Source organism: Streptomyces thermoviolaceus (genome assembly GCF_045209695.1).
In the GTDB taxonomy this organism is placed as follows: Bacteria; Actinomycetota; Actinomycetes; order Streptomycetales; family Streptomycetaceae; genus Streptomyces; species Streptomyces thermoviolaceus.
Genome location: NZ_CP109280.1, coordinates 3,502,569 through 3,520,627, shown reverse-complemented (window position 1 = coordinate 3,520,627; position 18,059 = coordinate 3,502,569). Strand labels below are relative to the sequence as shown.

14 protein-coding genes and 1 pseudogene are annotated in these 18,059 nt (G+C 72.0%); 8 read left to right on the top strand and 7 right to left on the bottom strand.

All coding sequences use genetic code 11. The features are described from left to right. Positions 1–58: 58 nt before the first annotated feature. The gene (locus tag OG899_RS15470; protein ID WP_125500651.1) at positions 59–496 is read left to right on the top strand and encodes an ATP-binding protein; all 438 of its coding nucleotides are present in this window, start codon (positions 59–61) and stop codon (positions 494–496) included. A 112-nt stretch (positions 497–608) separates the two neighbouring features. After that, complete coding sequence (locus OG899_RS15465; RefSeq protein WP_125500652.1) at positions 609–944, top strand: deoxyxylulose-5-phosphate synthase; 336 nt, start codon at positions 609–611, stop codon at positions 942–944. A 7-nt stretch (positions 945–951) separates the two neighbouring features. On the opposite strand, the gene OG899_RS15460 is transcribed toward OG899_RS15465, so the two are convergent. After that, positions 952–1,452: an NUDIX domain-containing protein gene (locus OG899_RS15460; RefSeq protein WP_189427789.1), complete on the bottom strand. Its 501-nt coding sequence runs from the start codon at positions 1,450–1,452 to the stop codon at positions 952–954. Between the two features lie 163 nt (positions 1,453–1,615). After that, positions 1,616–2,080, bottom strand: a complete 465-nt coding sequence (locus OG899_RS15455; RefSeq protein WP_168131751.1) for a hypothetical protein — start codon at positions 2,078–2,080, stop codon at positions 1,616–1,618. A gap of 202 nt (positions 2,081–2,282) precedes the next feature. On the opposite strand from OG899_RS15455, the gene OG899_RS15450 reads away from it, so the two are divergent. Both OG899_RS15450 and OG899_RS15445 read left to right on the top strand, forming a co-directional pair. Further along, positions 2,283–2,792 carry a glutathione peroxidase gene (locus tag OG899_RS15450; RefSeq protein ID WP_168131752.1) on the top strand — a complete coding sequence of 170 codons (510 nt, stop codon included), beginning with the start codon at positions 2,283–2,285 and terminating at the stop codon, positions 2,790–2,792. Positions 2,793–2,968: 176 nt separating this feature from the next. Further along, positions 2,969–3,824: pseudogene (locus OG899_RS15445) on the top strand (MerR family transcriptional regulator). 201 nt (positions 3,825–4,025) lie between these two features. Here the strand turns inward: OG899_RS15445 and OG899_RS15440 are convergent. Both OG899_RS15440 and OG899_RS15435 read right to left on the bottom strand, forming a co-directional pair. Next, positions 4,026–5,918 carry an MFS transporter gene (locus OG899_RS15440; RefSeq protein WP_168131753.1) on the bottom strand — a complete coding sequence of 631 codons (1,893 nt, stop codon included), beginning with the start codon at positions 5,916–5,918 and terminating at the stop codon, positions 4,026–4,028. A gap of 210 nt (positions 5,919–6,128) precedes the next feature. Then, complete coding sequence (locus OG899_RS15435) at positions 6,129–8,588, bottom strand: D-alanyl-D-alanine carboxypeptidase (protein ID WP_189427790.1); 2,460 nt, start codon at positions 8,586–8,588, stop codon at positions 6,129–6,131. A gap of 255 nt (positions 8,589–8,843) precedes the next feature. Between OG899_RS15435 and OG899_RS15430 the strand changes: the two genes are divergently transcribed. From OG899_RS15430 to OG899_RS15415, 4 genes are all read left to right on the top strand, one after another. After that, a complete protein-coding gene (locus OG899_RS15430) occupies positions 8,844–9,650 on the top strand; it encodes a GPP34 family phosphoprotein (RefSeq protein WP_125500165.1) in 807 nt (268 codons plus the stop codon). Between the two features lie 295 nt (positions 9,651–9,945). Further along, positions 9,946–10,803: a helix-turn-helix transcriptional regulator gene (locus OG899_RS15425; protein ID WP_125500164.1), complete on the top strand. Its 858-nt coding sequence runs from the start codon at positions 9,946–9,948 to the stop codon at positions 10,801–10,803. 235 nt (positions 10,804–11,038) lie between these two features. Then, positions 11,039–11,230: a DUF397 domain-containing protein gene (locus tag OG899_RS15420; RefSeq protein WP_125500163.1), complete on the top strand. Its 192-nt coding sequence runs from the start codon at positions 11,039–11,041 to the stop codon at positions 11,228–11,230. A 404-nt stretch (positions 11,231–11,634) separates the two neighbouring features. Continuing rightward, positions 11,635–13,206, top strand: a complete 1,572-nt coding sequence (locus OG899_RS15415; protein ID WP_125500162.1) for a sodium:solute symporter family protein — start codon at positions 11,635–11,637, stop codon at positions 13,204–13,206. Between the two features lie 22 nt (positions 13,207–13,228). Here the strand turns inward: OG899_RS15415 and OG899_RS15410 are convergent, their stop codons facing one another. The 3 genes from OG899_RS15410 to OG899_RS15400 all read right to left on the bottom strand — a co-directional run bounded on the left by OG899_RS15410 (position 13,229) and on the right by OG899_RS15400 (position 17,784). Next, a complete protein-coding gene (locus OG899_RS15410) occupies positions 13,229–14,344 on the bottom strand; it encodes an ADP-ribosylglycohydrolase family protein (protein ID WP_168131754.1) in 1,116 nt (371 codons plus the stop codon). A gap of 148 nt (positions 14,345–14,492) precedes the next feature. Further along, positions 14,493–15,062: a hypothetical protein gene (locus OG899_RS15405; protein WP_125500160.1), complete on the bottom strand. Its 570-nt coding sequence runs from the start codon at positions 15,060–15,062 to the stop codon at positions 14,493–14,495. A 136-nt stretch (positions 15,063–15,198) separates the two neighbouring features. Continuing rightward, entirely contained in the window at positions 15,199–17,784 is a 2,586-nt protein-coding gene (locus tag OG899_RS15400) for a bifunctional FO biosynthesis protein CofGH (RefSeq protein WP_125500159.1), read from the bottom strand. Positions 17,785–18,059: the final 275 nt, after the last annotated feature.

The following is an 18,059-nucleotide window of genomic DNA, read 5'->3' as shown; positions in this document are numbered from 1 at the left end:
CCACACAGCGCAATGTCATGGTTACGTGAGGTGACGTCGCCCGGATCGGAGCCTGCACATGCCCGAGCATCAGCTCACGCTGTCCCTCCCCGCGACGCCCGCCGCTGCGCGCCTTGCCCGGCACCGTGCCGTTGAGGTGATAGCGGGATGGAACGCGGGGTTGCATGCCGAGGTGGTGCAGACGGCCGAGCTTGTGATCAGTGAACTCGTCAGCAATGCGGTGCAGTACGCCGGCGCCGAGCGCGTGTTGCTCGCCGTCAGCCTCGACGACGTCGTCCTGCGGATCGAGGTCCGCGACTCCAGCCCGGTGCTGCCCACGCCTGCTCTGCCCTGCCCGGACAGCGAGAGCGGCCGGGGCCTGTTCCTCGTCGCCGCTCTCGCCGACCGGTATGACGCCGAACCGACCGAGGCCGGCAAACGCTGCTGGGCCGAGATCGACCTGAGCAGCACGTCCCACCGAGACGTCGGCTGTTCGCTGCCTCTGCAAAGGGGCTGATGACGCCGGCCACGGTGCCTCGGGTGTGGTGCCGACGGGGCGTGCCCGCGCAGGCACTCGCTCACCCGAAAATCTGTCGCATCCCGTTCTGCGGCGCACCTACTCTGCGCGCATGGACACGACGTCGTATGTCTGTCTGCCCTGCAGGGCCGCGTACAAGAAGCCGTTCCCCAGCCCTTACGACCAGGACCGCGACCGGGTCTGTCCGCGCTGCGCCGGGCCGATGATCCACGTCGGTTCTGCCTTCGCGACTCCCAGGAAGCGGGACACCGCGGCCTGGCGCGCCCTCTCCGTGCTGCTGCACGCCGGTGTGCGCTTTCACAGAGGCTGCTCCGGTGGCCCCGGCTATCGCCCGCGCACCCTGCGAGAGGTGCGTGAACGGATGGCCTACGCACGGGCCACAGGAGAACCGTTCGCTCGGGCGTTGGTCCGCCGCGAACTCCCCTAGCACCCGATCATTTCACCGTTTCGGCAGGCGAGCAGGCACCGTTCACCTGGTCGTCCGGTGCCGTGTCGGCGATGAGCTGCTTGTGGGCCTCCTGCATCCCGGCCGGCAAGCTGTCGGGCGGGCACCATCGGGCCTCCAGCACCTCGAAGTCGTCGACGCGGGGCGTCGCGTCGCCGACGAGGTGGGCCTCGTAGGCGACTTCGACGCGCAGCCTGTAACCGCTCTTCAGGCGGACCAGCCGGCCGGGCTCGACCTCCAGGCCGGTCTCTTCGCGGACCTCGCGGACGACGGTGGTGCCGAAGTCTTCACCGGCCTTGGCGAATCCCGTGGGCAGGCCCCATTCGCGTCCCGGTGGCCACATGCGGTGCCGCAGCACGAGCACCCGGCCCTGGTCGTCTCGGACGATGCCCGTCACCCCGACCATGAACGTGGAATTGGCGAGCCACAGGATGCGCCACTGCACGGGGCCGCGGATCGCGCGCCACAGCCGGGCGATGATGCGCTTCATGCCCTACCTCTCGTGGGTTTCCGCCGCGACGGCGGCTGTGGAGAACACGATGGCGCATCCGGTGCGGGGTGTGGAACAGCGTGGGTGACCGGGGGCGCGCCGGGCCGGCCGGCGCCTGCTGGGTGAGGTGCTCAGGCGTCTGCCGGGCGATGCGCCGCTCAGCTCACAGCGTCGCCGGGCGTTGGGGGCGGTGGGCGGTGAGGGCCCAGATCACCCAGGCGTCGAGGGCGATGGAGATCAGGCCCCACAGGGGCAGGTGGGGCAGCCAGAGGAAGTTGGCGACCAGGCTGATCGAGGCCATGAACACGCCCACGATCCGGGCCCACAGGGCGTCCACGAGGAGGCCGAGGCCGGTGAGGACGGCGATCGCGCCCACGATGACCAGGGCCCAGCCCCAGCCGGTGAGGTCGAAGCGGTAGATGTAGTTGTCGACCTGGGCGTAGATGCGGTCGGACGAGACGGCCGATATGCCCTTGAGGATGTTCAGCAGTCCGTCGACCAGCAGCACCACTCCGGCGAAGATCGTGCCGCCGGTCGCCCAGAAGCCGGCGCCGGACAGCGTGTCGGTCGTGTCGGTGCGGTCCCGGTCGTGAGGGTGGCCACCCGGTGTCGTCGGCTGCTGCGTCATGGTGGGGTCCTCTCTGCAGGGGGTGGCTCCACCGTGTGCGCGGGGGCGTGCGGTCGCCAGGTGGGGCCACCCGAACGGGTGGACGGCCGGGCGGGGGCGGCTTCGTCCGGCCGGTGGACAAAGGGGCGGAGCGCGGGCTTCCGAGGGGTCGGGGCGCGCGCGGGCCTGGGGAGTGTCACAGCCGAGCGTTACGATCGCCCGCATGACCATGACGGAGAGCAACGGTGCGGCGCCTCTCGAGGTGGAGATCGGCGCGCTGCAGGGTGGGTCCGCGGATCTGGGGCAGTACGCGGGGCGGGTCGTCCTCGTCGTGAACGTGGCGTCCAAGTGCGGGCTGACCCCGCAGTACGCCGGGCTGGAGCGGCTGCACGAGCGGTACGCCGAGCGGGGTTTCACGGTGCTCGGGGTGCCGTGCAACCAGTTCGCGGGGCAGGAGCCGGGCAGTGCGGAGGAGATCGCCGAGTTCTGTTCGGCGACGTACGGGGTGACCTTCCCGATGACCGAGAAGGTCGAGGTCAACGGGCCGGGGCGGCACCCGCTCTACCAGCGTCTGGTCGGGTTCGCGGACGCCGAGGGGCACAGCGGGGACATCCGCTGGAACTTCGAGAAGTTCCTCATCGGGCGGGACGGGCGGGTCGTCGCACGGTTCTCCCCGCAGACCGACCCGGAGGCCCCTCAGGTCGTCGCGGCCGTGGAGGAGCAGCTGGGCTGAGCGAAGGCAGCTGGGCCGCGCCGGAGCAGCCGGGCCGGGCGCGCCGGTGGCGTTGCCCCTGCCCCTGCCCCTGCCCCTGCCCCTGCCCCTGCCCCTGCCCCTGGGGAAGGGTGCAGCGTCTTCGTCGCCGGGCGGGAACGGCCCGTCCGGCGACGGAGGACGAGGGCGACCGGAACGTGGCCGAAAAGCTGCTCACGATCGGTGTGTTCGCCGCCCGGGCCCGGCTGTCGCCCAAGGCGCTGCGGCTGTACGACCGCCTGGGCCTGCTCGGTTCCGGCGCGGGTCGACGAGGTCGGCGGTTACCGCTCCTACCGTGCCGACCAGATGGAGCGGTCCCGGCTGGTGACGCTGCTGCGTCGGCTGGACATGCCGCCGGCTCGGATCGCCGAGGTGCTCGAGGCCGACGGGCCCGAGGCGGCGCAGCGGCTCGGCGTGTACTGGGCGGATGTGGAGACCCGGGTGACCGGGCAGCGTGCCCTCGCCGCGTACCTGCGTGGACAGCTGTCGGGAAGGAGCCCGGAGATGGACGGAGAGTTCCCGGTCGAGACGGTCGACGTGCCGGAACAGGTGCTGATCACCGAGACCCGGCGCACGCCGGTGCCGGAGCTGCCCGCGTGGATCGGTGCGTCGCTGAACCGCCTGGAGGAGGCGGCCGGTGCGTGCGGAGGGGGTGCGGGGGCGCCGTTCGTCGTCCACCACGCCGAGGTCACCATGGAGAGCGACGGGCCCGCCGAGTGCTGTCTGCCGGTCGCCGACGAGGCGGCGGCACGGGTGTGGGCCGGGGAGGGCGGCCGGGCCCGGGCCTGGCGGACCGGTGTGCGGGTGGAGCCGGCGCGGCGGCTGGCGTACACCCGGATCACCAGGGCGCAGGTGGCGTTTCCGCGGATTCTGGCGGCGTTCGAGGCGGTGGAGCGGTGGATCGCCGCGCAGGGGCTGGAGCAGGCCGGGCCGCCCCGCGAGGTGTACTTCGCCGACTGGGACGCGGCGGGGCCCGATGACCCGGTGTGCGATGTGGCCTTCCCGGTGCGGTGACGGGACCGACGGCAACAGCGGAAACGGCTCCGGCCACGGCAAGGGCAACGGCGACAGGGCGAGGTGACCGCCGGGCGCGGTGACGACGGTTTCGCCTCGTGCTGCGGCACCGCCCGGGTCCGGCGTCGGGCGGCCGGCCCGGGCGGTGTTCCGCTCAGTGCATCGGAGGTTGTGGCCTGTGGTCTCAGACCGTCGGGGCGGTCACGGTTTCAGCTCGTCGGGGCAGGGGGTGCCCCGGGGGAGCTGGTAGGGGGCGGCCAGACGGTAGGTGCCCGCCCGCGGGGCGAGCAGGGTGGTCCACTTGTCGCCGAGGGCGTCCTCGGCGGCCTCGGCCAGGCAGCCGTGAATGTTGTCGTACGTCTTCGGCGTGCCCGGGGCGCGGTGCTTGGATGCCTCGGTCTCCTGCGGTGCCTTGAGTTTCTTGCCGTTGTCGTCGACCAGGCTCAGCCACGGCGAGTACGGCACCCGGATGAGGATCCGGCCGGGTTTGCGCACCTCGAGGGTCAGCTCGCCCTGTTCGGCGCGCTGGACGACCGCGTCGGGCTCGGCGAGCGGGGTCGGGTCGGTCACCGCGTACAGCCGCCAGTTGGCGTCGCCCCAGATCTGCTTCAGGTAGGGCAGGCCGCCGAGCACCAGGTCGCGTTCACGGTGCCCGCCGTCGCCGTCGGGTTCGCCCTTGGGCAGGACCACGTAGTGCACGGCCCAGCGGCGCAGCCACTCGTGGTAGTTCTCGGCGTTGAGGGTGTCGTCGTAGAACAGCGGGTTGCGTTCGATGTCGGCCTGGCGGTTCCAGCCGCGGGCCAGGTTGACGTACGGCGCCAGCGCGGACGCCTCCCGGTGGGAGCTGGCCGGGACGACCTCGACGCGGCCCTTCTGCGCGCCGGCCTTCTGCAGCTGGTGGACCAGCGGGGCCAGCTCGCGGGACCAGGACGCGGCGGGGGCGGTGTGGACGACGTCGTCGACGGACTTGATCCCGATCCACACGACGAAGCCGACCAGCGCCAGGACGGTCGCGTACCACTTGCGGGTGCGCGGCACGGTGAAGGGCAGCGCGGCCGCGAGCACCACCCCGGCGAACAGCATCGCCAGGCGGGTGATGTTGGAGCCGATCTGGGAGCTGATCAGCCACACCCCGACGACGAACAGGGCGTACACCCAGGAGGTGATCCGGACGGTCTTCCACCGTTTGGGCACCAGGACGGCGCCGAGCACGGCGTAGAGCAGCGGCAGCACCGCCGAGCCGAAGGCCATGGGCTGGGTGCCGGAGAACGGGAACAGCAGCGCCGAGGCGGCCACCACCGCGGTGGGTGCCAGCCCGAGCGCCCAGGCGCCGGGGCGGCGCTTCTGCAGGAACAGCGCCACCGCGACCAGCCCGACGAACAAGCCGGCGACCGGCGAGGACATGGTGGCCAGTGCCGCCAGCGGTGCCGCGACCAGCGCCTTCGCCCAGCGTTTGTGCCGCCAGCGGTACGGCCAGCAGAACACGGCCGCGACCGCACCGAGCCCGAACATGGTGCCCAGGCCGAAGGTCACCCGGCCGGACGCCGCGTTGCACAGCAGGCCGAAGACCCCGACGAGCGCCGCCCACAGGGGGTTGCGCACCCGGCGGCTGCGGACGAGCACCAGCGTCAGCAGGCCCGCGGAGACCGTGCCCGCGATCATCATGGTCGTCCGCACGCCCAGGAGGGACATCAGATACGGCGAGACCATGCTGTAGGACACCGGGTGCATGCCGCCGTACCAGGCGAGGTTGTACGCCGAGTCCGGGTGCCGGCCGACGAACTCGGCCCACGCGTCCTGCGCGGCGAGGTCGCCGCCGCTGTTGGCGACGGTGAAGAACCAGACGATGTGCAGCACACCGGCCAGCGCGGTGATCGACAGGGCGGGGTGTCCGAGCATCCACCTCCGCAGGGCCGTGACGGCCGCCCGGGTGCGCGGCAGCCGCCCGGTCGGCGGCGGGCCGTCCCCGCCGCCGCCCCCCGTGCCGGTGTGCTGTCCGTCAGGGTGTGTGGTGGTCTGCGGCGCTGTTATTCGCGGGCCGGTTCCCGGCCCCGGCTCGGCGTCGTCCGCGCGTGTCGACTCCGCTGTGGCCACTGCAAGGCACTCCCCGTGTCCTGTCCATGAGTTCGCGGCCGCGTCCCGCGCAACCGGCCACGTGCCCGATTCGTGACGCTAGCACGCACCCCGCCGCAGAGCCCGCGGGTGGGGCTCGGCGACGGGGTGCGCGAGGGCCGCACGCCCCCGGGGACGCCCGCGTCGGCCGGTGAGCGGTCGGCCGGCGGGCGGGCCGGGGTGCCGCGGCGGTCAGCCGAGGCGGGTCAGCTTGTCCGTGAAGCCGGGCTCGCTGAGGTCCGTCTGCAGGGCGACGGGCACCTGGACCGCGCCCTGTGCGCCGTCGCCCACGGTGAGCCGGCCCACGGTGGTCCCGGCCTCGGCCTCGTGCGGCAGGTCGTTGCCGGTGAGGGCCAGCTTGACCTTCAGGCCGGACCAGCCGACCGCCGTGACGTCCTTGGTGACGACGACCGGGGTGCGGCCGCCGAGCCTGTCGTCCACGTACCCGACGACATCACCCTTCTTCAGGATCTTCGCCGAGGTCAGCGCGTCCTCCGCGGCCGTCAGCGCGATCCGGCTGACCTTGTTGACCGTGTCGAGGATCGACGGTCCCTGGTGCTGGGCGAGGATCGCGCCGACGACGGTGACCGTCTGGCCGTCGACCTCCTTGCGGGAGGCGAACAGCAGGTTGCCGCCGGCCGCGGTCGTGGTGCCGGTCTTGATGCCGATCGCACCGATGGTGTACGGCAGCTCGTTGTAGTTGGGCCAGTTGCGGCCGGAGGGGTCGGTCCAGCTGGCCGCGCTGGTGATGGCGACCAGCGCCGGGTTCTTCACCACGGCGTGGCCGAGCTTGACCTGGTCCCGGGCCGTGGAGACGGTGGTCGCCGTCAGGCCGGAGGGGTCGGTGTAGGTGGTGTCGGTCATGCCCAGCTCCTTGGCCGTGGCGTTCATCTTCTTGACGAACGCCTCCTCGGAGCCGGCGTCCCAGCGCGCCAGCAGCCGCGCGATGTTGTTCGCGGAGGGGATCATGACGGCGGCCAGGGCCTGCTTCTCGGTGAGGTAGTCGCCGGCCTTGACCGTGTTGAGGGTGGACTCACCGCTGCTGTCATAACCACCCTCCTTCTCCGCCTGCTCGTCGATCTTGATCTTCGGGCCTTCCTGGCCCGGCTTGAGCGGGTGGTCGCGCAGGATGATGTACGCGGTCATCGTCTTGGCGACCGAGCCGATGGCCACCGGCGTCTGCTCACCGAAGTGGCTCATCGTGCCGATGCCGTCGACGTCCATCCAGCCCTGTCCCTCGTCGGGCCACGGCAGGCCGGCGTTCGCGCCGTCGAAGGTGAAGGTGTCCTTCGCGGACAGCACGAGGGTGGGGGACGGCAGCGGGCGCAGCGCCTGTACGACCGCGAAGATGATCGCGAGGAGCACCACCACCGGCGACCAGATCTTGATGCGGCGCAGCAGGGTGCGCAGCGGGGTCTGCGGGGGCGGCGGCGTGTTCGTCAGCTCGGCCAGCAGGTCCAGCGGGGGCTTGGGCGGCAGCGGCTGCTGCGCGGTGCGCTCGGCCGTGGCCCGGGGCACGACGACCGTGGGGTCCGCGGCGCCCACGGCGCCCATGGCGCCCGCCGGGGGCGTGGTCTGCGCGGCCGGCGCCTGCGGGGTGCGCGGCTGCGGCTTGCGGGTGGAGGGGTCGTCGAGCGGCTTGAGCGCGACGAACTTGCTGGTCCGTTCGCCGTCCGACGCACCGGAGCGGGAGCCGGCGGCGGGCCGGGCACCCGTCTTCGGGGCGTCCTGGACGCCCTGGGCGTCCTTCGCTCCCTTGGCGTCCCCGGTCTGCTTGGCGTCCTTGGTGGCGCCGCCGAGCTTCAGCATCGTGGTCGGCTGGTCGACGGCGGGCCGCTTGGCCGTCGTGAAGACGGTCGTGGGCTGGTCGACGGACGCACCCGCCTTCGGCCCGCCCGTCGAGCCGGCTGTGGCGCCGGTCGCGTTCCCGGCCTTGCGGGCGCCGGACTTGGCGGCCTCGGGTGCGTCGTCCTTCGTCAGGTCGACGCGCTTGGGCTCCCCCGACTTCTCGGGTTCGCCGCGGCCCTCGGGTGCGTCGTCCTTCTTCAGGTTGACGGTCTTGGGCTTCTCGGACGTGGCGGTCCTGGGCTCGCTGTCCGGGCTCGCCGCACCCGCCGGCTCGCCGGCCTCGCCCTTGCCGGCCTCGGGCTCGCCGTCCTCGGTGCGCGAGGCGGCCTTGCCGGTGTCGGCGGACTGCTTCCCGGCGCGCGTCGCGGACTCCTCGCTCTTCTTCCGCCCGTCCTCGCGGCCGGTCTCGGACGCACCGCCTCCACGCGACGCGTCGCCCTGGGCGGCATCCGCTCGGGGCGTATCGGATGTGTCGGACTCGCCGGAGTTCTCCGGGATGTCCGACGGCTTCCCGGACTTCTCCGCCGTCGTCACGACCTCACGCACCGACAGCACCCGGGTGGCGGTGTCCACTCCACCGCCCTCGCCGGCCGCGTCGGGAACGGACGTACCCGTCGAGCCGGACGCACCGGCCCCCTCGTCCTCCTTGGTGAGCACGACGCGCGCATCGAGGGTGCCGCGGGCCGCGCCGCTGTCGCTCCTGGCCTCGGTTTCCGGACCCGCGCTCCCCGACGCCGGTTTCGCCGACGACTCGCGCTGCTTCGAACTGTCGGGGGACTCGCCCGCCACCGATGCCTCCTCCATGCACCGCACGCCCCGCGTGCTGTCGAACCGTGAACCGTCACCCGGACCGGGGCCGTCCAACGGGCCCTGCCACGTGCTTGGTCGCGTGGCCGCACCGCTGTGTCGAACCATGTACCAGTGTCCTGTGTACGGGCCAAACCCACGCGGAAGACGGGCACGACATACCTACCGGTTCCACTACGAAGCGGTCACGCACCCTCGACAGACCAATGTGAGAGGGGTCACCCTGTCATTCATCCACGCGGGGAGGCATGGATGGGCAGGAGCCGCAGAACACTTCCGGAGGAGCTTCTGCTGCTCGCACTGGACCCGGCCACGGGTACCACTGCGCAGCCGCAGTCGCTCGACCTCGGTCTGGCCGGAGCGCAGCTAGTGGAGCTTGCACTGGCCGGGCGGATAGCCCCAGACGGGGATCGTATCGCTGTGGTGATGCCACGGCCGACAGGAGATCCTCCTCTGGACTCCGCACTGGAGCTGCTGCGCAGGCGTGGCGCTCCGGTCCGGGCGGTCCACTGGATCGGCGGGCCCCGGCTCGGGCTCCGCCAGACCTACCTGGCACATCTGGAGCGGTGCGGCATGGTGGCCGCCGTTCCCGGCCAGATGTGCGGGGTGCTGCCGACGACGCGCTACCAGGCCACGGACACGGCCATCAGCCGGGAGATCAGGGCCCGGCTGGATGCCGCGATCCGCACCGGCGTCCCGCCGGACCCGCGGACCGCGGCCCTCGCCGCCCTGGCGCACGCGGTCGGGCTGGGCAAGCACCTGTATCCGGGCAACGAGGGCCGTTCGTCCCGTTCCCGGCTGCGGGATCTGATCCGGCACGATCCGATGGGCGGTCTGGTGGCGCACGCCGTGATGGACGTGCAGAACGGTGTGGCGGGCCAGTCGCGCCGCACGTCCGGCGGGTCCGCGGGCGGCCGTCCGCCCGCCGCGGGCCGCACGGCCGCGGCCAGGGCGACCGCCGCCCGGGCGGCCGCCGCGGGCAGGTCCGCGGCGGAACCCGCGCGCGGGGTGCCGATGCAGCCGCGCCGAGGGTCCATGGCGCGGGCCGGATCCCGCTGAGCGGCACTGCGCAGCTCCACCCGGCACGGCCGGCAGCACGGCGACCGGACCGGCACCACGCGCAGTCCCTGACCGGTCCGGGAGCCGACGCGGGTTCGGGCGGAGCGCCGCGGCGGCGTCGCGGCGCTCCGCCCGGACGCGCACGGGGCCGGGCGGCCGTCGACCGCGCGCGACCCCGAAGTGGCGTTCTCGTACCGTATATCCGCCGTTTTCCAGCGGAAGCGCGCACCTTGGTGGCAGTCTGCTCAGCAGCAGATACGCAAAGCAGAGGCATGCAGCCGGAGGTGCACGTCCCGTGGCGTCCAATGTCAACCCCACCGTCAGGCGACGCCGGCTGGGCCAGGAGCTGCGCAGGCTCCGGGAGCTCAAGGGCATGACGGCCGAGGAGGTGGCGGAACGGCTGCTGGTGTCGCAATCGAAGATCAGCCGTCTGGAGAACGGCCGGCGCAGCATCAGCCAGCGTGATGTCCGCGATCTGTGCGGGGTCTACGAGGTGGAGGATCAGCGGGTCGTCGAGTCGCTGATGCAGATGGCCAAGGATTCGCGCCAGCAGGGCTGGTGGCATTCCTTCGGCGACATTCCGTACAGCGTCTACATCGGCCTGGAGACGGACGCGGCGAGCCTGAGAGTCTACGATCCGCAGGTGGTGCCCGGCCTGTTGCAGACCCGTGCGTACGCGCAGGCGTTGATCACGGGTGCGCTGCCGGAGACGGCGCCCGCGGACATCGACAAGCGGGTGCAGGTGCGCATGCGGCGGCAGGAACGAATCTCCGCCACCGAGAATCCGCTGCGTCTGTGGACCGTGCTCGACGAGGCCGCCCTGCGCCGGGTGGTGGGCGGCAAGGCGGTGATGCGCGAGCAGTTGGAGCATCTGGTGGAGCAGTCCCAGCTGCCGCATGTGACCGTCCAGGTGATCCCGTTCGAGATGGGCGCGCATCCCGGTCTGAACGGACAGTACGCCATTCTGGAGTTCCCGGATGCCGCCGACTCCAGTGTCGTCTACATCGAGGGTGTCACGAGCGACCTGTATCTGGAGAAGGCGAACGACGTACGGAAATACAGTGTGCTGTACGAGCACCTGCGGGCGCAGGCGCTGAACGTGGAGCAGTCGCGCCAGTTCATCGCCGACATGGCCAAGTCGTACGCGAGCTGAGAAAGGCGCACGGTACACCTCCTTCCGCTTTCTCGGAAGACGCCTGGGAATATGCCATCCGGTCGAGTGAACGATCCGGCACGAGCCCGGAAGTGGCGGGTAGCGTCGATCACGCCACCGTGGACGACGGTGGTGCACGCCGCGCGCAGGGTTCCCGGAACCGCGCAGTGGGTTCACGGCGAACACGTCGTGCGGTGACAGCGACTCAACCACTCCACTGCATTCCGGAGCTGAAATGGCAATTCGTCAGGGCGCCACCCAGACGTGGACCAAGTCCTCGTACTCCACGGGCAACGGCGCGTGCGTCGAGGTCAAGTCGCCGGTCGTCGCCTCCATGGCGGTCCGGGACTCGAAGGTCCCGCAGGGTCCGGTGCTGACCTTCCCGGCCGAGGCCTGGAAGTCCTTCGTGGCGTCGATCAGGGCGTGACCGGGCGGATCGTCGCGATCCTCCTGCCGCGTCCCGGCCGGGATCTCCCACCCGGCCCGGCCGACACAACTGAATCGGAGCGACAGGCGTTCCGGCACCGCCGGCGACGCCGCCTCAAGAGCCCTCTCGACCAGTCCGCCGTCCTTGCCGAGGGGGCTCTTCTCATGCCCGCACCGGGTTCGGATTCCGTCTGGCCACCCCTTCCCGGCGCTGTTCACCATCATGAACAACGGTCAGGACGAGGAACATTTTTACCCGCTCTTGACCTGTTGCTCGCTTGTCGTGCCCCTGCACGCACACCCACGATGAGCGGGCACTTCGCGGCCTGCCTCGCCCCTACCCCGCTCATGCGAAGTGCCAACCAGCTGAGCGGAGTTCACAAGGCGGACCCTGGAAGGGGGCACATGAACGGTCTCGACTGGGCCGTGCTGATCGGCTACTTCGGCGTGATGGTCGCGATCGGGATCTGGTCGCACAAGCGCGTGGACAACGTCAGCGACTTCTTCACCGCGGGCGGCAAGATGCCCTGGTGGCTGTCGGGCATCTCGCACCACATGTCCGGCTACAGCGCGGTGATGTTCACCGGGTACGCGGGCATCGCCTACACCTACGGCGTCACCTCGTTCGTCACCTGGTCGTTCCCGATCGCCCTCGGCATCGCCATCGGCGCCCGGCTGTTCGCGCCCCGCATCAACCGCATGCGCTCCCGGCTGCACGTCGCCTCACCGCTGGAGTACCTGAAGAACCGCTACAACGTCCCCACCCAGCAGGCACTGGCCTGGTCCGGCATGCTGCTGAAGATCGTGGACGTGGGCGCCAAGTGGGCGGCGATCGCGACCCTGCTGTCCGTCTTCACCGGCGTCACCCTCAACCAGGGCATCCTCATCACCGGTGTGATCACCGCCGTCTACTGCACGATCGGCGGCCTGTGGGCGGACGCGCTGACCGAACTCGGCCAGTTCGTCATCCAGTTGCTCGCCGGTGTGTCCATGTTCGTCGCGGTGGTGCTGAAGCTGAACGACAAGGGCATCGGCTTCCTCGGCGCCTGGGACGAGCCGGCCCTGCACGGCCACGCCAAGCCCCTGGTCGGCCCCTACGGCACGGTGTTCCTGCTGGCGTTCCTGTTCATCAAGCTGTTCGAGTACAACGGCGGCATGCTCAACCAGGCCCAGCGCTACATGGCGACGGGCAACGCCCGGCAGGCCGAGCGGTCCGCCTGGCTGTCGTCCGTGCTGTGGCTGGTGTGGCCGGTCGTGCTGTTCTACCCGATGTGGATGTCGCCGCTGCTGGTGCACGCCCAGAAGCCGGACGGCTCCGACTCCTACGGCCTGATGACCGAACAGCTCCTGCCGCACGGCCTGCTGGGCCTGGTCGTCGTCGGCTTCTTCTCGCACACGATGGCCATGTGCTCCTCCGACGCCAACGCCATCGCCGCCGTCTTCACGCGGGACGTGGCACCCGTGCTGTCGCAGCGGGCCCGCGCCTGGGGTGCGCGCAGCGGCCTGATCGCGGCCCGCGTCACCACCGTCGTCTTCCTCGGCCTGTCCATGGCGGTGGCCACCCAGGTCGACTCCCCCACGTTCAAGGACATCATCACCGTCGTCATCACATGGGTGGCCGGTCTGATGGGCCCGATCGCCATCCCGATGATGCTCGGCCTGCTGCGGCCCTTCCGCCGCTCCGGCCCGACGGCCGCGCTCATCAGCTGGGCCGCCGGTCTGATCGCCTTCTACCTGGTGAACTACCCGATCGACGCGGCCGTCGGCGGCGTGGCGCTGCAGTACCAGGTGTCCGTGCCGCTCGCGGTGTCCCTGGTGCTGTTCGTCGTCGTCGGCCACCTCAAGCCCGAGGACACCCCCGAACGGCTGGAGATCGTCGAGAAGGTCAACACGGACGACGACGGCGACCGGTCCGCGACGGCCGCGGTCCCGGCACCGGCGGGCGCCGAGGACGGTGTGGCGGGCAGGCGGCCGTAGCAGGTCCCGCCCGGTCGCCCGGTCAGGCCCGCGGGTAGCGGGCCAGCCAGCCCGGGGACGATCCGGCGGGACCGTGCAGCGCGGGCCCCTGGGTCATCTCCATCGCGAAGTCGTCCGCCAGCGCCAGCACCGTGGGACGGCCCTCCAGCTCGGCCAGCCAGGCCGGCGGGAGGGCCGTCTCGCCGTGCAGGGCACCGAGCAGACCACCGGTGAGCGCACCGGCCGCGCCCGACGGGCCGGACTGGTTCACCGCCAGGCACAGCCCGTGCCGGACGTCCTCCCCGACGTACGCGCAGTACACGGCCACGGCCAGCACGCCCTCCGCGCTGCCCTGGCCGGCCAGCTCCTCCACCCGGGCCGGGGTCGGCATGCCCTGCCGCACCGCGCCCAGCGCGTGCTGCAGCGCGTCGGAGACCGCCTCGTGCCCGGGGCGCTGCGCCAGCAGCGCCAGCGTCCTCTGCACGGCGCCGTCCAGGCTGTCCCCACGGGCCAGCGCGTGCACCACCGCGGCGTACGCGCCCGCGGTCAGACACGCCACCGGATGCCCGTGGGTCTGCGCCGCGCACTCCACCGCCAGCTGCACCACCAGATGCGGGTCCCAGCCCACCAGCAGCCCGAACGGTGCCGACCGGACGGCGGCCTCCGGCCCGCGCTCCCCCGGGTTCTTCGGCGTCTGAGGCGTGCCCATGATGTCGTCGCCGAACCCGACCAGCAGCGCCCGGGTCGCGTCCCGCCGCGCGTACAGCCACTCCTCGCGGGCCAGCCAGCCGTCCTCCGCGCGGCGCTCGTCCGGCCCCCAGTCCCGCTGGGTGGCCGCCCAGCGCCGGTAGGCACGGTGCAGGTCCGTCGGCGGGTGCCAGGCCCCGGTGTCGCGCCGCACCTGCGCCCGGATCAGCCCGTCCACGGAGAACAGCGTCAGCTGGGTGAAGTGGGTGACCGCGCCGCGCCGCCCGTGGGCCGGCACCAGGTCCACGACGCCCTCGGGCCCGTACGCCCCCTTGATCGCGTCCAGGTCCAGCCCGTTCACCGGTGCCCCGAGCGCGTCGCCCAGGGCCACCCCGAGCAGCGTGCCGCGCACCCGGCTGCGGAAGTCCTGCTGCTCGGTACGCCCCCAGACGGCACCGGATGTCCTGCCCACCCAGACCTCCCTCACGGCACCGTCCGCACGTGTGACGCCGAGCACTGTAATCGAACAGGAACCGTCCGTCAGGGCTTGTCGGAAAGGCAGGGCGCGGCGGCCGCGGGGTGCCGGCCCGCGCGCCCGGATCGGGTGCGCGGGCCGGAGGTCAGGGGACCACCACCACCCGGGTCTTGACGGTGGCGAACGCCCACAGCGCGTCGCCGTCCTCCTTGCCGGTGCGGATGCCACCCGTCTTGATGCCGGGGCCGACCGGTGGCGGCGAGGAGCCGTCGACGGCGTTGGAGAACGCGATGAACACGCCCGACTTTCCGGCGAAGTACATGATGTGCTCGATCTGCACGCCGTCGGAGCCCTTGGTGGACGGCACCCGCTGGGAGATCGCGTAGCTGCCCGGGTCCGGGCTGACCGTGCCCGGCCACACGGGGAAGGTGCGCGCCGGCATGCCACGCTCGTCCACGATCCACACGCGCTTCTGGCCGAGGGAGTAGACGATGCGACGGCCCGTGCCCGAGTCGTCCGGGATCGCGGGCGGGGTCGGGGTGGGGCTCGGGCTGGGGGACGGGTGCGCGCTCGCCGACGCGGAGCTGCTCGGGCGCGCGGTCGCGGCCGTGGGGTGCGGGCCGTGGCTCGCCTGCAAGGCCAGCACTCCGAGCACGGCGACCGCTCCCGCGGTCAGGCCGCTGACCCAGGCCCACGAGGGTATTCGGGCAGGCACGGGCACGCATCTCCTCAGCTGTGGACGCCCCCGGAACGGTCGGCTCATCGTACTGTGACGCGCCGCGCCGTCTGTCAGGCGGAGGGCGGGCGCGGTGCGCGGGACGGCGCGTGCGGGGCCGTCCCGCGCCCCCGGGTCACTCCAGAACCGGCAGCAGCTCCGGCAGATGGCCGTCCGAGGCGGCCGCCGCGCGCTGCCGTTCCTCCGGGACCTCTCCGTACAGGGTGGTGCGGGGCTTGGCGGGACGGCCGGCCGCCTCGGCGACCGCGACGAGGTCCCGGATCGACTTGTACGAGCCGTAGGAGGAGCCCGCCATGCGGGAGATGGTCTCCTCCATCAGCGTGCCGCCCAGGTCGTTGGCGCCGGAGCGCAGCATCTCCGCCGCGCCCTCGGTGCCCAGCTTCACCCAGCTGGTCTGGATGTTGGGGATGTGCGGGTGCAGCAGCAGCCGGGCCATGGCCGTCACCGCGCGGTTGTCCCGCATGCTCGGGCCGGGCCGGGAGATGCCCGCCAGGTACACCGGGGCGTTGGTGTGCACGAACGGCAGGGTCACGAACTCGGTGAAACCGCCGGTCTGCTGCTGGATGCGGGCCAGGGTGCGCAGGTGCCCGAGCCAGTGGCGGGGCTGGTCCACGTGGCCGTACATCATCGTCGACGACGAGCGGATGCCCAGCTCGTGCGCGGTGGTGATGACCTCGATCCAGGTGGACGTGGGCAGTTTGCCCTTGGTGAGGACCCAGCGGACCTCGTCGTCCAGGATCTCCGCGGCGGTGCCCGGGATGGTGTCCAGGCCCGCCTCCTTCGCGGCCGTCAGCCACTCGCGGACGGACATGCCGGTGCGGGTGGCGCCGTTGACGACCTCCATCGGGGAGAAGGCGTGCACATGCATGCCGGGCACGCGCTCCTTGACCGCGCGGGCGATGTCGAAGTAGGCCGTGCCGGGCAGGTCCGGGTGGATGCCGCCCTGCATGCACACCTCCACCGCGCCCACGTCCCAGGCCTGCTGGGCCCGGTCGGCGATCTGCTCCAGGGACAGGGTGTAGGCGTCGGCGTCGGTGCGACGCTGCGCGAAGGCGCAGAAACGGCAGCCGGTGTAGCAGACGTTGGTGAAGTTGATGTTGCGGGTGACGATGTACGTCACGTCGTCGCCGACGGCGCTCTTGCGGACGTCGTCGGCCACCCGGCACAGGGCGTCCAGGGCGGCGCCGTCGGCGTGCAGCAGGGCCAGGGCCTCGTCGTCGGTGAGCCGGGTGGGGTCGTCGGCGGCGGTGCGCAACGCCTGCCGGACGTCGGTGTCGATGCGCTGCGGCGCCATGCCGCCGGCCGCGGCCTCGCGCAGGGCGCCCCAGTCGCCGTAGACCTCGTCGAAGTCGGCGCGGCGGTCGCTGCTGCGGCCCTCGGTGTCGATGGTGCGGTGCAGGTCGGTGCGGCCGCCCGCGGTGAACACCTCCTCCGGCTCCTGCCAGGGGCGGCCCTCGACGGTGGCGTCCTGCCGGGCCAGGCCGGTGTCCGGGTCGGCCAGGGCGGTCACGTGCGGCAGCAGCCGCGGGTCCAGCCAGGGTTCGCCACGGGTGACGAACTCCGGGTACACGCACAGCCGTTCGCGCAGCTCGAAACCGGCGGCGCGGGACCTCTCGGCCAGTTCCTCGATCTGCGGCCAGGGACGCTCCGGGTTGACGTGGTCGATGGTCAGGGGGGAGACACCGCCCCAGTCGTCGATGCCGGCCGCGATGAGCCGCTCGTACTCGCCGTCCACCAGGTTCGGCGGGGCCTGGATGCAGGCGCTCGGGCCGAGGATGAGGCGGGCCACGGCGACCGTGGCGACCAGGTCGTCCAGCTCGGCGTCGGGCATGCCGCGCATCGCCGTGTCCGGCTTGGCGCGGAAGTTCTGGACGATCACCTCCTGGATGCCGTGGTAGGCGCGGGCGACCTTCCTGAGCGCGAACAGGGACTCGGCGCGCTCCTCGTAGGTCTCGCCGATGCCGATCAGGATCCCGGAGGTGAACGGCACCGAGGAGCGGCCCGCGTCCTCCAGGACGCGCAGCCGCACCGCGGGCTCCTTGTCCGGGGAGCCGTGGTGCGGGCCGCCCGGCTCGGACCACAGACGGGTCGCGGTGGTCTCCAGCATCATGCCCATGCTGGGCGCGACGGGCTTGAGACGCTGGAAGTCCGTCCAGCTCAGCACGCCCGGATTGAGGTGCGGCAGCAGCCCGGTCTCCTCCAGGATGCGGATGGAGATCGCGCGGACGTAGGCGAGGGTGTCGTCGTAGCCGTGCGCGTCCAGCCACTCGCGTGCCTCGGGCCAGCGGTCCTCCGGCTTGTCGCCGAGGGTGATCAGGGCTTCCTTGCAACCGAGCGCGGCGCCCTTGCGGGCGATGTCGAGCACCTCGTCCGGCGACATGAACATCCCGTGCCCGGCACGGCGCAGCTTGCCCGGCACGGTGACGAAGGTGCAGTAGTGGCACTTGTCCCGGCACAGCCGGGTCAGCGGGATGAAGACGCTCTTGGAGTAGGTGATGACGCCGGGCCGGCCGGCGGCCCGCAGCCCCGCGTCCCTGACCCGGGCGGCCGACGCGGTGAGGTCGTCGAGATGCGGCCCGCGAGCCTGGAGCAGCACCGCCGCCTCGGCGACGTCCAGCGCGACGCCGTCCCGGGCACGTTTCAGCGCGCGACGCAGGGAGTTCTCGGTGGGACCCGTTCCGGAGGTCGCGGAAGTCGTCATCCTTCGAGGATAGGAGGGGTGCGGGGCGGTGCAGCAGGGGGCGACCACGTGGTGGGACGGTGCACGGTGGGTGCGGGCCGTGGGGCGGGGCGAGGCCGCCGGCGCCGGCGTCCGGCCTTCCCGGCCGGCTCGGACGGGCGCTGCGGAGAGGTTGTGGGGGCGATGTGACGCCGGGCGCGACGAGCTGTGAGCGCACCCGCCCGTGGCTGACGCTACTGCCATGAACAAGGCAAACTGGCCTCCTGGTTGGCAGTGAGCGAACACCGGGGGGCCAG